A 13,523-nucleotide genomic window follows, 5' to 3' on the forward strand; every position below is an offset into this window, starting at 1 on the left:
GAGGATCCATTACCATGACTAGCGATCAAGCCGTGGGCTTAGGCAACGAAAGCGGAGACATTCGCGGCGAACTGGAGCGGCTTCTGGCGTTCGCCTTGCGCGAGCGGCTGCTGGAGCGTGCCGACGTTGTTGCGGCGCGCAATGCGCTGCTCGATTTGTTCGGCATTGCCGAGCCGCTGGATGAAGCGGCAAGCGACGCCGTATGGGCGTCCGCCGCGCCGGACAGCGCCGTGCCGATGCTGGAGCGGCTGCTCGATTATGCCCTGGCGACCGGCTTGTTGCCGGACAATACAACCACACAGCGCGATTTGCTCGATACGCGAATCATGGGCTTGCTCATGCCGCGCCAGTCGGAGATCGAGCGGCGTTTCCTGGAGACGGAGCGGCAGTTTGGCATCACGCAGGCGACGGACGACTATTACCGCCTGTCGATCGCTTCGACGTACATCCGGATGGACCGCATCCGCAAAAACGATTACTGGTTGACGCCGACAGCTTACGGCGATCTGGAAATTACCGTCAACTTGTCCAAGCCGGAGAAAGACCCGACAGAAATCGCCGCGGAGCGCAGCGCCCCGCAAAGCCATTATCCGAAATGCCTGCTCTGCGTCGAAAATGTCGGCTACGCCGGCCGCGTCAATCATCCCGCGCGGCAAAACCATCGCGTTATTCCGGTCGAACTGGATGAATCTGCATGGTACATGCAGTATTCACCGTATGTGTACTACAACGAGCACTGCATCGTATTCAGCGGCAAGCATTCGCCGATGCGCATCAACGCCGCGACGTTCGAACGGCTGCTCGATTTTATCGGCCGGTTCCCGCATTATTTTGTCGGCTCGAACGCGGATTTGCCGATTGTCGGCGGTTCGATTCTGAACCACGACCATTTCCAGGGCGGGCGCCATGTGTTCCCGATGGAGAAGGCGCCGGTCGAGCGGACGTTTGTCAGCGACGATCATCCCGGCGTTACGGCAGGCGTCGTGCGGTGGCCGATGTCGGTCATCCGGCTGGCGGGCGACGAGCCGGCCGCTTTGTTGCGCGCCGCTTCGCATTTCCTGGACTCCTGGCGCGGCTACAGCGATCCGACGGCCGATATCGCCGCCTTTACGGCCAGCGCTGGCGGCAATGGCGGCGAGCCCACGCCGCACAACACGATAACGCCGATCGCGCGGCGCAGCGCGTCGGGCGGCTACGAGCTCGACCTTGTGCTTCGCAACAACCGGACGACGGCGGAGCATCCGTTCGGCTTGTTCCATCCGCATGAGCCGCTGCACCATATCAAGAAGGAAAATATCGGTTTGATCGAAGTGATGGGCCTGGCGGTGCTGCCGGGCCGCTTGCAGCAGGAAATGGCCGCCATCCGGCGAATGTTAACGGGAGTCGAAGCGTTGCCTGCCGATTGGACGCAGCAGCCGGGCCATCCGCTGTATAAGCATGCGGCCTGGATCGCGCGGCTGACCGCGGCGGCGGGAAAGGCGATGAGCGACGAAGAGGCGGCAGCGCTGCTCCGCCGGGAGGTCGGCGACATCTTCCTGCAAGTGCTCGAGGACGCCGGCGTGTACAAGCGTACGGGCGGTGGACAAGCGGCGTTTGACCGCCTGTTCGATGCGCTCGGATACCGTCCGTTTGCAACGACGGACTAAATCTTTCCCTCTAAAGGAGTCGATCATCGTGGCAGCAGCAGTAACCGTGAAGGAAATCGAGTACGGCCCGTGGGGTCATTGCGTGGAAGTTTCCAACGGCATCGTCGATGTGGTGGCGACGCTCGATTTTGGCCCGCGTCTCATCCGGTTCGGGTTTACGGGCGGGGACAACCTGTTCCTGGAAGATACGGAGCGGAAGGTCGTCAGCAGCGGCGAGCGGTTCGCGCCGGTCGGCGGCGGCAGCTGGCACATTTACGGCGGCCATCGGCTCTGGTCCGGTCCGGAAGCGGAACCGCGCACCACGTATCCCGACAACGAGCCGGTCGCCTGGGAGGCATTGGCCGACGGCATCGTGCTGACGCCGCCGCAAGAGCAATGGACCCAGCTGCAGAAGCAAATGGAAGTGCGGCTTGATGCCGCAACGAGCACCGTGACAGTCGTTCACCGCATTACGAACGCCGGTCCGTGGGCGGTGACGTTTGCGCCGTGGGCGCTGTCGGTCATGGCTCCGGGCGGCAAGGCGATCGTCCCGCAAGTGCAGCGCGAAACGGGGCTGCTGGCCAACCGGATCATCTCCGTTTGGTCCTACGCCCGAATGAACGATCCGCGCATCGCCTGGGGCGAGCGGTTCATCACGCTGCAGCAGGACCGGACGATGCCGCCGTTCAAAATCGGCACCAACAACGAAGAAGGCTGGGCCGCTTATCACAACGGCGGCAACTTGTTCGTCAAGCGTTACGAGCACCGGCAGGAAGGCACGTATCCCGATAACGGCGTATCGTTCGAAACCTATACCAACGAGCTGTTTCTGGAGTTGGAAACGCTCGGCGAGCTGAAGCCGGTCGCCCCCGGCGAAACGGTGAAGCATACCGAAACGTGGGAACTGTATAAGGCCGACTCGCTGCCGTACGCGGACGAAACGGAACTGAGCCGCGTATTGCGGGAGATTACAGGACGGTAGATGCCGGGCGCCGGCAGGGCATGCTCCTAATGGCGAGAATAGGCGCGGCAGACCGGGGGAGAGGCGAACAAATTGCGGCGCGACGCGCTTTTCCCCTTTTGCTTCCTCCGAAACCATGGTAAGATGGACTATAGTGCATGAAGGTCAAGTCCCGGCTCCGTTGCCGGGTTTTTGGCCATCTGCGCACTGCGGACGTTCGTGAATAACGGGATAAACGCTGATGATGCGCTTGCCCTTTTTGTGACATGGACACTTGCCTGGAGGGGGATAAGCTTTTGCTGAAGAGAACGTTGATTGGCTTGCTTCGCAGTCATGAACAGACCGGGGACAAGGCAAAGGATCCTGCGCTGAAGACGAAATTTTACAAGCTTTCCAAGGATAAGGCGTGGGAAGAAGTAACGACTTTGCTGAAGAAATTAAACGGCTATCGCGTGCTGCACGAGGTCAAGAACGTCGGCGAAATTACGATGGAGAAGAAGACGATTACCGGACGCAGGCAAGATATTACGATGACGGTCATCAGCGTTTCCCCAGTCAAGACAGCCATCGATATTTATTCGGCTTCGCGCGGTTCGCTCGGCGACCTCGGTTCCAATTACCGGACCATTCTGCAGCTGTATCGCATCCTCGACCAGCGGCTCGCCAATTACAAGGACAGATAAGCCGACTGCGGCACACCAATCGTTCGAAAAACGCAAAAACAGCGGGAAGCCGCAAGCTATCCCGCTGTTTCTGCGACCATGGAAGGGAAACGTTCCCTTACACGAGCGCTTTGACTGCCGCTACGGCCGCCTCATAGTTCGGATGTTCGGTCATTTCCTTCAAATATTCCACGTATTGTACCTTGTCGTTCTGATCGATTACAAAAATCGAACGCATGTCGAGATGGAATTCTTTGATGAAGACGCCGTAAGCGTTGCCGAACGAGTTCGTTTTGTAGTCGGACAGGGTCACGACTTTGTCGATGCCGGCGGCGCCGCACCAGCGCGATTGGGCAAAGGGCAGGTCGACGCTGACCGTCAGGACGACGACGTTGTCGCCAAGCTTGGCCGCTTCTTCGTTAAACCGGCGTGTTTGCGCGTCGCAAACGCCTGTATCGAGGGAAGGAACGACGCTGATCAGCTTCACCTTGCCGGCATAGGTGGCAAGTGTCGCTTCCTCCAGCAAGTTTTTGTTCACGGTGAAATCGGGGGCGGTATCGCCGACTTTAACTTCATTTCCGATCAGTGTGAGCGGGTTGCCTTTGAATGTGGCAACGCCTGTGCGTTCTTGAGACATCGGATAACTTCCTCCTTTTGGGAAATGGCGATCGAGTGGCAAAAATACAACTCCTATTATAATATTGGAAAAGAACAATTGTCCAATCGGATAACGGATCGGATGCGGAGGACCAATCGTGGAGCTCAGACAGCTGCATTACTTTGTGAAAGTGGCCAAAAAACAGCACGTGACGCAAGCCTCGGAAGAGCTGCATGTCGCGCAGTCGGCGGTAAGCCGGCAAATTCATCAGCTCGAGGAAGAGATGGGCGTTACGTTGTTCGTCCAGAAAGGCCGAAATTTGCAATTGACGCCGGCCGGAAAGCTGTTTCTGGCCCGCGTGGAGACGGTGCTGGACGAGCTGGAACGCGCCGTTACGGCGGTGCACGAGTTTCTCGATCCTTCCACGGGCGTCATCCGCATCGGATTTCCGCATAGTCTCGGCATCAATCTGATCCCAACCGTTGTCGCCAAATATCGCGATTCGCATCCGAACGTCAAGTTTCGGCTGAAGCAGGGGACGTTCAACAGCTTGATTCGCGATGTGCTCGGCGGGGAGATCGACTTGTCGTTCATTTCGCCGTTCCCGGAGAAGCACGATCACGTTTCCGGCGAGCTGCTGCTTACGGAGGAATTGTTCGCCATTATGCCGAGCGATCATGCGTTGGCGGCGGAATCGCAAATTGAGCTTCATCGGCTGCGCGACGAACCGTTCGTTATGTTCAGCGAAGAATATTCGCTTCGCTCCATCGTGCTCGATGCGTGCAAAACAGCCGGCTTCGTGCCGAAGCTCGGGTTCGAAGGCGAAGAAACCGATACGATCCGCGGGTTGGTGGCGGCCGGCCTTGGCGTCAGCATCTTGCCGGAGATGGCGCTTATGGAAACGAATCCGCTGCAGCCGGCCAAGGTGAGAATCATCGAACCGTGCATCACGCGCACCATCGGGCTGATCCGCCGCAAGAACGAGAAGCTTTCGCCGGTTGCGGAACAGTTTCAGTCGTTTTTGCTGACCTATTTTCAAACGTAGGGTGTCAGTCGCGCCAAAGCCAGGCGGGCAGGGATGGGGAGCGGGAATGTTCGTTTTTGTTGTGAACCCGGCCGCCGGCAATCGGCGGGGGGAACGGGTGTGGCGCGAGGTGGAGGCGGAGCTGACGCGGCTTGGCGTCGCCTATCGGGCGGCGCTGACGACTGGCCCCGGAGAAGCGGGCGAGCTGACCATACGGCTCGTTCGCGAATGGGCGCCTGAGGCCGTAGTCGCCGTCGGCGGGGACGGCACCGTTCACGAGACGGTCAACGGGCTGTGGCGGGCCGGCTTGACGCCGGTTTGCCCCTTCGGCCATATCGCCGCCGGCTCGGGCAACGATTTTGCCCGCGGCCACGGGCTGCGTTCGGCACCGTTGGAAGCGCTTCACGAGCTGCTGGCGGCCAAACCGGCGGCAATCGATTTATTGCGCTTAGGCGACCGGGTGGCGGTTAATGCGGCCGGCACCGGGCTGGATGGCGAAGTGGCGCAGACGACCAACCGCGCGTCGTACAAGCGGCTGCTGAACAAGCTGCGCCTGGGGAAGCTCAGCTATGTGTTATCGCTGGTACGGGTGCTGGCGACCTATCGCCCGACTTCGATCGTTATTGCAGTTGACGATGCCGAATACCGGCATGACAACGTGTGGCTGATCGCCTCCTGCAACATCCCGCCTTATGGCGGCGGGATGTACATTGCGCCGCGTGCCCGCTGCGACGACGGGCTTGTGGAGCTGTGCGTCGTCAGCGGAATCGGCCGGCTGAAGCTGCTGCTGTTGTTTCCGCTGGTGTACAGCGGCAAACATGCGGCGAGGCCGGAGGTGAGCTTCTACAGCGGGCGCACGGTTCGGTTGACGCCGGCGCGGCCGCTGGTGACGCATACGGACGGCGAGCAGGCGGACGGGAGCGAACAGTGCATCGAAGTGCTGCCAGGCGCGCTGCTGGTGTTGAAGGGGCGGTAGAGCGTGAGCTGCTATTCAAAATAGGCCATGTTTTCCGTGCTATTTCGTCAAAAGTGGCTGACCGCGACGAAATAACCAGTGGTTTCACTGGCTATTTCGCTGAAATGTTGATTTTGTCGAGGTTGGATCACAATAGCCAGTGATTTCGCTGGTTATTTTCGACGAGAGCAGCAAAATGGCGCGTATAAGTTATTTTTTGTGGCCTATTTTGGATGGAAAGGTATGGCGGGGATCGGTTCGACACAAAAAAGGCAACCTCTCGGGGTCCCGATGGTTGCCTTTTTGAGCTGAGTGGAGCAAAGCGCATCAATCGCGATTGTTCGCGAAGATCATAACGAACTTGAGCAGCTGCAGCAGCGAGATCAGCGCGGCGGCGACGTAAGTGAGCGCGGCGGCGTTCAATACTTTGGCGACGCCGTGTTCTTCCTCGCGTGTCACGAACCCGTACGACAGCATCAACTTGCGGGCGCGGTTGCTTGCGTCAAACTCGACCGGAAGCGTAATGAGCTGGAACGCCACCGCTACCGAAAAGAAGATGATGCCGATCAGCACCAGGTTGGCCATCGACAGCAGCATGCCGATAATGAGCAGGATGGGCGCCACGCCGGATGCGAAGTTGACGACCGGGAAAATTTTGTGCCGGGCGACGAGCATCGGGTAGTGCTCCTTGTGCTGGATCGCATGGCCGATTTCGTGGCAGGCGACGGAAATGGCCGAAATCGAGCTTTCGTAATAAACCGGCTCGGACAACCGCACCACGCGATGGACCGGATCGTAATGGTCGCTCAGCGTGCCGGGAACCGCTTCGATCGCCACGTCGTACAGCCCGCCCGCGTCCAGCATGCGACGCGCCGCGTCATATCCGGTCATGCCCGACGTCGCGCGAACTTCCGCCCAGCGATTGAAGGTGCTTCTGACCCGGAACGATGCCCACATCGACAGGCCGAAAGCGATAAAGATCAGGATGTCCATCGGATGAAAAAGCATAACCGCGTTCCCTCCTCGAGTCGTTAAAAAGTACTTTTAAAGAAGCGGACCCTTGCCGAGCAAAATCAGTAAGGCCTCGATACAAGCGACACTCTGCGGCGTAAGCAGCTTGTACATGCGTTTGAGCTGCGTCGGCTTAAGCTGGTCGATGATCGGACTGAGTTCCTTCGCTTCCTGCTCCAACTGCCGCAAATGCAGCTGCAATGATGTCAATTTATCTGCCACGTGTTCGTCGCTGCTTACTTTGTGCATGTTGTCCAGGCTGACTTTGATCTCTTCTAAGGTATACTTCTCGCGTTTCATCACTTCAATACGTTTCAGCCGCAGCAAAGTTTCATCGCTATAAAACCGATAATTGCTATCCGATCGTTTCTCCGGCTCGATCAGCCCGATCTTCGTATAGTAGTCAATCGTACGCGGGCTGGCGCCCGACAGTTTCGCCAATTGTCCGATGCGGTACAGCGTCAACTCCCCATTGGCTTCTCCGTCCTTTCCCATGCAAGCCGCAAATGATTCCTTCCTCTATATAGCGCGTATAGCCACATGATACTGAAAATGAACCATACAGTCAAACGTGATGCTTTTGCCAGGCGACGAATAGGTCTACACGAGAGTAAGTGTTAATATACATTACACAATAGGGTCAAAACACGAATTATTTTCGTCAAACGGCGGTTATTTTTCGTATTTTGCAAAAATATGTGTTGTCAAAACTTACACCTCTGTATATAATGACATTAAGATTTTCAAAACGTGTTATATAAACTAACACAAAGAAGAAGGATGTGGTCTCGTTGGTCAAGAAGTTACTAATGGCAACAGGCATTATGTCGCTGCTCTTCCCGACGCTTGCGTTTGCGGACGACGCGACACCGGCAGCACTGCAAACGGCCATCGACTCGGTCTGGATTTTGCTCGCGGCCGTGCTCGTCATTTTCATGCAGGCGGGTTTTGCGCTGCTGGAAGCCGGGTCGACCCGGATGAAAAATGCCGGCCACGTCGCAGGCAAAACGATTCTGACCTTCGGTATTTGCGCCATCGTGTTCTGGGCATTCGGTTTTGCGTTCGCCTTCGGCGACGATGGCGGCAACGGCTTTATGGGGCTTCACGGCTTTTTCGTCGACGGTACGGCGGCGCAGGAACAAGCGGCCTTCAGCTCGTTGTCCTTCTCCGATGTGCCGATCAGCATCAAGTTCCTGTTCCAGCTCGCCTTCGCCGGCGTTTCGCTTGCGATCGCCTGGGGCGGCTTCGCCGAAAGAGGCAAGCTGCCGGTCTACTTCATCTTCGGTATTCTGTTTACGGCCATCATTTATCCGATCGTAGCTCACTGGGTATGGGGCGGCGGCTGGCTCGCCAAGATCGGCATGCAAGATTACGCCGGCTCGACGGTCGTGCATCTGCAAGGCGCAACGGCGGCTTTGGTCGCCACCATTCTGCTCAAGCCGCGGATCGGCAAATTCAATAAAGATAAAACTCCGAACATGATCCCGGGCCATAACCAAGTGTTGTCCGTGCTCGGCGTAATCATTCTGTGGATCGGCTGGTTCGGCTTCAACCCCGGCAGCGGCCTTGGCGCACTCAATGACGGCTACTTCGGCTATATTGCCATGACGACGAACATGGCCGCGGCGGCAGGCGGCGTAGCGGCGATCATCGTATCTTGGATGTACTTCGGCAAAGCCGACGTTCCGGCGATGCTGAACGGCGTGCTGGCCGCACTGGTTGCCATCACTGCATCCTGCGCCTTCGTCGAAGTGTGGGCGGCGGCCGTCATCGGCGCGATCGCGGGCATCATCACCTTCTTCACCTCGCAATGGTTTGAGAAAATGGGAGTCGACGATCCGGTCTATGCATTTTCCGTTCACGGTATTGCCGGCGTCATCGGTACGTTGTCCACCGGTTTCTTCGCAACGCCGGAGCTGGCAGAGCGTGCGGCAGTAGGCGGTGCGGGCTTATTCTACGGAGGCGGTTTGCATCAATTGGGCGTGCAGGCGCTCGGCGTGGTCGGCGCATTCGCTTTTGTCCTCGTGCTCAGCTTCATTATCCTTGGTATAATCAAGGCAACGATCGGTCTGCGCGTTTCGGAAGAAGAAGAAATTATCGGTCTCGACTTGAGCGAGCACGGTACGTACGGTTATCCGGAGCACCTGAAAAAAGCTTCGCATACGACTTCGGCGTAAGACCCGCCGTCGAGAGATAAGCACCTTAGTCGATAAAGGGGATGCCACCCATGCAGCGATTTCAGCTTGAGACGTTTCGTTCGGAAGTTGCGCGGTCGGAAACGATCGCACATCTGCGGACGATAAGGGATCGGGCGCATGAAACGCTGCATGGGTATCCGCTGTTGCTGGACGGCATCGCCTGGAACGCGTTGATGAACGATGTGCATGATGCGATCGTCGCGCGGGTTGTCGCCTTGACGGAGCGCAAGCTGCAGAAGGGCGGACTGGCGATGCCGGAAGCGGCGCCCTATGCGTTCCTTCTGTTCGGCAGCGGCGGCAGGCGGGAACAGACTCTCTGGAGCGACCAGGACAACGGCCTCGTCTACGCCGACCCGGAAGACGGGCAGGAGACCGAGGCGGAGCGCTACTACGAGCAGTTCGGAGGGGCACTTGTCGAGGGGCTGGAGGAGGCGGGGTATCCGCGCTGCGAAGGCGATGTGGTGTGCACGAATCCGGCATGGCGCAAGCCGTTGTCGGCGTGGATCGGGACGCTGCGGTCATGGCTGACCGAACCGGATTGGGAGCACATGCGCTATTTGCTGATCGTGGCCGATATGCGTTGTTTTGCCGGTGACGATAAGCTTGCGGCGGCGATTCGAGCGTACCTGCTTGCCTACGTAAACGAGCATCGCGACATACTGGAGCACCTGCTGCACAACACGCTGCACCGCAAGGTGTCGCTCGGTCCGTTCGGCCAGTTGATCCGCGAGCGGTACGGAGAAGACGCGGGCGGCGTCGACATCAAGTACGGGTCGTATATTCCGCTTGTCAATGCCATCCGGCTGCTGGCGATGGCGCACGGCATTGGGGCGACGAGCACGGTCGGGAGAATCGAAGCGCTGGGCGCCGCGTGTCCGGACAGGGCGGAAGAAATGCGGGCCTGGGAGAAGGCGCTCGAGATCAACTTGCGGCTGCGTTCGCTGACGCCGTTTCAGCTTGAGGACGGCCGTTATACATCGCGCGGCAAGTTGGCGGCGACGGACTTGACGAAAGAGCGCAAGCACGATTTGAAGCTTTGTTTGAAGATTGGCACGCAGCTGCAGAGATACGTGAATACCCATATTCGCGAGGCGATTGAAAAGGGAGAATAACGGACGGAGTAATCGGCAGAGAAGGTGAAGAGGATGAAAGACATGACCCCTGCCGGGCGAATGTGGCATTTGTACAAAATGGGCGGCATTACGCCGGCGATTACGTCGATGTTTAATGCGCAAAGCGCCCAGCAGATGGCTTTCATTCGATCGGCAATGAAGGAGCAGCGCAAAAACTCGCTGTACGAGGTGACGCTTGACGATATGGAGTCCGTTGTGTTCGATCTGGAGACGACGGGCTTTTCCCCGTACAATGGCGACGAAATCATTTCGATCGGCGCGGTTGTGATGGTCGGCGACGAGGTGAAGGAAAACGAAACGTTCCATAGCTTCGTCAATCCGAAGCGGACAATATCCGAAGACGTCGAACAACTGACCGGAATCACGAATCGTTTGGCGGCGGATGCGCCGGATTTGATCGAAGCGCTGCACGATTTTCTCGATTTCGTCAAGCAGCGGGTGCTGATCGCTCACGGCACCGGACACGACAAACATTTCCTTAATTCCGCTCTGTGGAAAACGTCCAAAGTCAGCTTGTCGCACCGGCTGCTCGATACGATGATGATCGCCAAATGGCTTCATCCGAAGCGGCCGAGCTACTGCCTCGATTCGATGCTGGAAACGTACGATATCCAGGTGACGAAGCGGCATCATGCGCTGGAGGATTCGCTCATGACGGCGCGCATGTGGTCGAAGATGGTGGGCCGCATCCGCGATCGCGACGTATCGACGCTGGGCGATTTGTATGCGAAGCTGAGCCATTATTGACTATTGAGGCTTCATCCATTGACAATCCGAAGACTCTGCTCCCGCGCCGGGAGGCAGGGTCTTATTTGGTAAGCTCGGACGACGGGGCGAGCGGGTGCGGCGAAGGAAACGATCCAGTGGGTCGGCAGCGTATGCCACAACGTGCCGGCGTCTTCCGCGGACGGAGCGGGAGCGGCGGACGGATGCGAATGGGCGATGCCGACCAGCCGGGCGCCGTCCGTCGGCGCCGCGAACAGCAGCTTCGTCCACTCGCGCGGATCGGCGACGAACCGGCTGCGGCGGTTGTCCGGCGCGACATTCGCAAGCGGCTTGATGCGCAAGATGTGCAAGGGGCCATCCGTTCCGCCGCCAAACCCGATGAGCGCGGCGCAGCCCTCGTACGGCAGTTGGCCGGACAAATAGTCGATGAGCGCGGCATACTCGTTTGCTGCGATTGAAATTTCCTGCAACACAATCCCGTCCCCATCGGTTTTCTTCCATTACCGCATTGGGCCGCTCTTCAGGGCCAATCGGCAATGATTTTTACAACTAGCGCCGAGCCTGCTTCGCTGAGTTGCTTCGATCAATGAAATCATTATAGCGCACGGCGGGCGACGGGGACGAGTTTTAACCCGCTTCCTTCGGCGGCCGAATGAGGAAAAAGACGAGCGCAAGCATCGCCAGCGACAGCGCGGCGCAGGAAGCGAACATCCACGTGAGCGAGCGGTCCATGATCCAGCCGAATACCGGCGGTCCGGCGGCGACGCCGAAGAAGCGCAGGCTGTTGTAGAGCGAGGTAATCATGCCGCGCTGCGCCCGTTCGACGGCGCCGGTGATGAGCGTGTTCAGGCAAGGCAGCACCAGGCCGGAGCCGATGCTGCTCAGCGTCAGCAGGCCGATAAACACATACAGATTGGTATTGAAAAAAATGGCCAGCGTCAGACAAACGGTCATGGTCAACAATCCGATGTTCATCAGCCATCGCATCAGCATGCCGTTTTTTTTGATCGATGCTCCGGTGGTGTAAGAGGTAACGACCATGCCGAGCAGCGGAATCGCCAGCACAAGCCCTTTGATGACGCCGCCCAGCTCGTACGGCTTCTCCTCCAGCATGTTGGACAAATAAAACAACACGCCGAACAGCAGGAACAGCGCAATCGATCCGGCGGCGAACGAGGTCAACAACCAACGGCCCTTCTCTTTCAAAATACCGCCGATGGCGCTGACGTAAGCTTTCAGCTTGAGCGGGGGAGACTGATCGGCCGGTTCGTCGATCATCCAGATAACGGCAAGCAGCGACAGCAGGCAAAAGACGGGAAAGGCGAAAAACGGCGCGAACCAGACGATCAACGCCAGCAAGGAGCCGAAGATCGGGCTGACGACTTTGCCGGTGCCGTTGGCCGCTTCGATCAAGCCAAGCGCCTGGCTTTCCGTGCCGCCCTTGTATTTGTCCCCAACGAGCGCCATGGCGACGGAAGAGGTGCCGGCGGCGCCGATGCCCTGAATCGCGCGGGAGACGATGACGATCGTATAAGAACCCCATACGGCGCCGAATCCGGCCAATATGCCCGCCGCGCCGTAAACGATAAGCGAAGGAATCAGCACGGCTTTGCGCGTGAAGCGGTCGGACAAGTAGCCGGAAATCGGGATAACGAGGCCCGCCGTCAGCGAAAACAGCGTAATGACCAGGCTGCTTTGAAACTTGCTGATGCCGAGCTTGTCGGCGAGCTGCGGCAGCACCGGCACGAGCATGGAATTGCCGAGCACCAGCACGAGCGGCACCGTCGCCAGCGCAGCGAACTCCAGCCACAACGCGCGGGATTTTTGCGGTTTGTTGTCCGCTGTTTTTGCCGAACGCTGGTCGCTTGCTTCCCGCGGCTCGATCAAACTTTCGAACGAAATGGAAAGCCGCTTCGGTTTTGTTTTTTCCATTGGCGTTACGACTCCTCTGCGGACAAGATTTCCGCTTCAGTTTTCCCTGGGCCGGGCTCCGGCATACCGGTGAAAGAAGGATAAAACCGGTAAAATCGGGCAAGCTGGGAAAAGAAGAACCGGCAGTCTTGAAACGCGTGAGGAGGACGGCGAACATGAAACGACAATGGAGATGGCTTTTGGTGGCCACGGCTGTTTGGCTGGCGTTGGTGCCTTTGCCGGCAGTTAATGCTGCCGCGATGTCTTCGCCGCAAGCTGACGCGGTCGTTGCGCCGAAAGTCGGTGCTTTGGCTCCCGCTTTTGCGCTGGATGGACTGGATGGCAAAACGTATACGGTCGGCGGCAAAAGGGACAAGCCGGTGCTGCTCAATTTCTGGGCGTCCTGGTGCGGCCCGTGCGCGGAGGAAGCGCCGGATTTGCAGCGGCTGTTCGAGGCGTTCGGCGGGCAGTTCGACTTGTACGCCGTTAACGTGACGAAGACGGACGAGATGAAGGCGGTGCGGTCGTTTGTTGCGGGCAACAAGCTCACCTTCCCTATCCTGCTGGACAAAAAACTCGAGGCGGCGTCGTTATACCGCTTCTCCGTTATTCCGACGAGCTTCCTGATCGACCGCGACGGTTATGTCGTCGATACGTTCCATGGGCTCCCGTACGAGCAGCTGTCGCGCAAGATGCAGCGTTTGATCGACGGTTAGCCG

At 58.3% G+C, this 13,523-nt stretch carries 14 protein-coding genes; 9 read left to right on the forward strand and 5 right to left on the reverse strand.

Annotated elements, in window-relative coordinates:
* The first annotated feature begins 14 nt into the window (after positions 1–14).
* From EXY20_RS21785 to EXY20_RS21795, 3 genes are all read left to right on the forward strand, one after another.
* On the forward strand, positions 15–1,646 hold the full coding sequence (locus EXY20_RS21785; RefSeq protein WP_135554219.1) for a UDP-glucose--hexose-1-phosphate uridylyltransferase: 1,632 nt from the start codon (positions 15–17) through the stop codon (positions 1,644–1,646).
* Positions 1,647–1,674: 28 nt separating this feature from the next.
* A complete protein-coding gene (locus EXY20_RS21790) occupies positions 1,675–2,607 on the forward strand; it encodes a hypothetical protein (protein ID WP_135554220.1) in 933 nt (310 codons plus the stop codon).
* Between the two features lie 275 nt (positions 2,608–2,882).
* Positions 2,883–3,269, forward strand: coding sequence for a DUF1499 domain-containing protein (locus tag EXY20_RS21795; RefSeq protein WP_135554221.1), 387 nt, complete (start codon positions 2,883–2,885; stop codon positions 3,267–3,269).
* 97 nt (positions 3,270–3,366) lie between these two features.
* Here the strand turns inward: EXY20_RS21795 and tpx are convergent, their stop codons facing one another.
* A complete protein-coding gene (tpx, locus tag EXY20_RS21800; RefSeq protein WP_135554222.1) occupies positions 3,367–3,885 on the reverse strand; it encodes a thiol peroxidase in 519 nt (172 codons plus the stop codon).
* 118 nt (positions 3,886–4,003) lie between these two features.
* Between tpx and EXY20_RS21805 the strand changes: the two genes are divergently transcribed.
* Positions 4,004–4,891, forward strand: coding sequence for a LysR family transcriptional regulator (locus tag EXY20_RS21805; RefSeq protein ID WP_135554223.1), 888 nt, complete (start codon positions 4,004–4,006; stop codon positions 4,889–4,891).
* Between the two features lie 46 nt (positions 4,892–4,937).
* Positions 4,938–5,846: a diacylglycerol/lipid kinase family protein gene (locus EXY20_RS21810; protein WP_135554224.1), complete on the forward strand. Its 909-nt coding sequence runs from the start codon at positions 4,938–4,940 to the stop codon at positions 5,844–5,846.
* A gap of 306 nt (positions 5,847–6,152) precedes the next feature.
* Here EXY20_RS21810 and EXY20_RS21815 read toward each other — a convergent pair whose 3' ends face one another.
* Together EXY20_RS21815 and EXY20_RS21820 are read right to left on the reverse strand one after the other, a co-directional pair.
* The gene (locus EXY20_RS21815; protein ID WP_135554225.1) at positions 6,153–6,833 is read right to left on the reverse strand and encodes a zinc metallopeptidase; all 681 of its coding nucleotides are present in this window, start codon (positions 6,831–6,833) and stop codon (positions 6,153–6,155) included.
* 36 nt (positions 6,834–6,869) lie between these two features.
* Positions 6,870–7,331 (reverse strand): MerR family transcriptional regulator, encoded by a 462-nt coding sequence (locus EXY20_RS21820; protein WP_207671317.1) that lies wholly within the window; start codon positions 7,329–7,331, stop codon positions 6,870–6,872.
* Positions 7,332–7,627: 296 nt separating this feature from the next.
* Here EXY20_RS21820 and EXY20_RS21825 point away from each other — a divergent pair, with 296 nt between their 5' ends.
* Genes EXY20_RS21825 through EXY20_RS21835 form a run of 3 tightly spaced genes read left to right on the forward strand, consistent with a single transcriptional unit; the run spans position 7,628 to position 10,914 of the window.
* The gene (locus EXY20_RS21825) at positions 7,628–9,013 is read left to right on the forward strand and encodes an ammonium transporter (RefSeq protein ID WP_135554226.1); all 1,386 of its coding nucleotides are present in this window, start codon (positions 7,628–7,630) and stop codon (positions 9,011–9,013) included.
* 50 nt (positions 9,014–9,063) lie between these two features.
* Positions 9,064–10,146 carry a DUF294 nucleotidyltransferase-like domain-containing protein gene (locus EXY20_RS21830; RefSeq protein WP_135554227.1) on the forward strand — a complete coding sequence of 361 codons (1,083 nt, stop codon included), beginning with the start codon at positions 9,064–9,066 and terminating at the stop codon, positions 10,144–10,146.
* A gap of 33 nt (positions 10,147–10,179) precedes the next feature.
* Positions 10,180–10,914 (forward strand): exonuclease domain-containing protein, encoded by a 735-nt coding sequence (locus tag EXY20_RS21835; RefSeq protein ID WP_135554228.1) that lies wholly within the window; start codon positions 10,180–10,182, stop codon positions 10,912–10,914.
* An 11-nt stretch (positions 10,915–10,925) separates the two neighbouring features.
* Here EXY20_RS21835 and EXY20_RS21840 read toward each other — a convergent pair whose 3' ends face one another.
* Together EXY20_RS21840 and EXY20_RS21845 are read right to left on the reverse strand one after the other, a co-directional pair.
* Positions 10,926–11,366, reverse strand: coding sequence for a Mov34/MPN/PAD-1 family protein (locus EXY20_RS21840; RefSeq protein ID WP_167859418.1), 441 nt, complete (start codon positions 11,364–11,366; stop codon positions 10,926–10,928).
* Between the two features lie 154 nt (positions 11,367–11,520).
* The gene (locus tag EXY20_RS21845; RefSeq protein ID WP_135554230.1) at positions 11,521–12,825 is read right to left on the reverse strand and encodes an MFS transporter; all 1,305 of its coding nucleotides are present in this window, start codon (positions 12,823–12,825) and stop codon (positions 11,521–11,523) included.
* A gap of 155 nt (positions 12,826–12,980) precedes the next feature.
* On the opposite strand from EXY20_RS21845, the gene EXY20_RS21850 reads away from it, so the two are divergent.
* Positions 12,981–13,520, forward strand: coding sequence for a TlpA family protein disulfide reductase (locus EXY20_RS21850; RefSeq protein WP_235886133.1), 540 nt, complete (start codon positions 12,981–12,983; stop codon positions 13,518–13,520).
* Positions 13,521–13,523: the final 3 nt, after the last annotated feature.

This window comes from Paenibacillus cymbidii, assembly GCF_004764705.1.
GTDB classification, from domain to species: Bacteria; Bacillota; Bacilli; order Paenibacillales; family NBRC-103111; genus Paenibacillus_AN; species Paenibacillus_AN cymbidii.

Bases quoted from the DNA above. Each gene is read 5' to 3' on its own strand.
- EXY20_RS21850 (WP_235886133.1), top strand. From the start codon at position 12,981: ATGAAACGACAATGGAGATGGCTTTTGGTGGCCACGGCTGTTTGGCTG.
- tpx (WP_135554222.1), bottom strand. From the start codon at position 3,885: ATGTCTCAAGAACGCACAGGCGTTGCCACATTCAAAGGCAACCCGCTC.
- EXY20_RS21815 (WP_135554225.1), bottom strand. From the start codon at position 6,833: ATGCTTTTTCATCCGATGGACATCCTGATCTTTATCGCTTTCGGCCTG.
- EXY20_RS21835 (WP_135554228.1), top strand. From the start codon at position 10,180: ATGAAAGACATGACCCCTGCCGGGCGAATGTGGCATTTGTACAAAATG.
- EXY20_RS21845 (WP_135554230.1), bottom strand. From the start codon at position 12,825: ATGGAAAAAACAAAACCGAAGCGGCTTTCCATTTCGTTCGAAAGTTTG.
- EXY20_RS21830 (WP_135554227.1), top strand. From the start codon at position 9,064: ATGCAGCGATTTCAGCTTGAGACGTTTCGTTCGGAAGTTGCGCGGTCG.
- EXY20_RS21785 (WP_135554219.1), top strand. From the start codon at position 15: ATGACTAGCGATCAAGCCGTGGGCTTAGGCAACGAAAGCGGAGACATT.
- EXY20_RS21820 (WP_207671317.1), bottom strand. From the start codon at position 7,331: ATGGGAAAGGACGGAGAAGCCAATGGGGAGTTGACGCTGTACCGCATC.
- EXY20_RS21810 (WP_135554224.1), top strand. From the start codon at position 4,938: ATGTTCGTTTTTGTTGTGAACCCGGCCGCCGGCAATCGGCGGGGGGAA.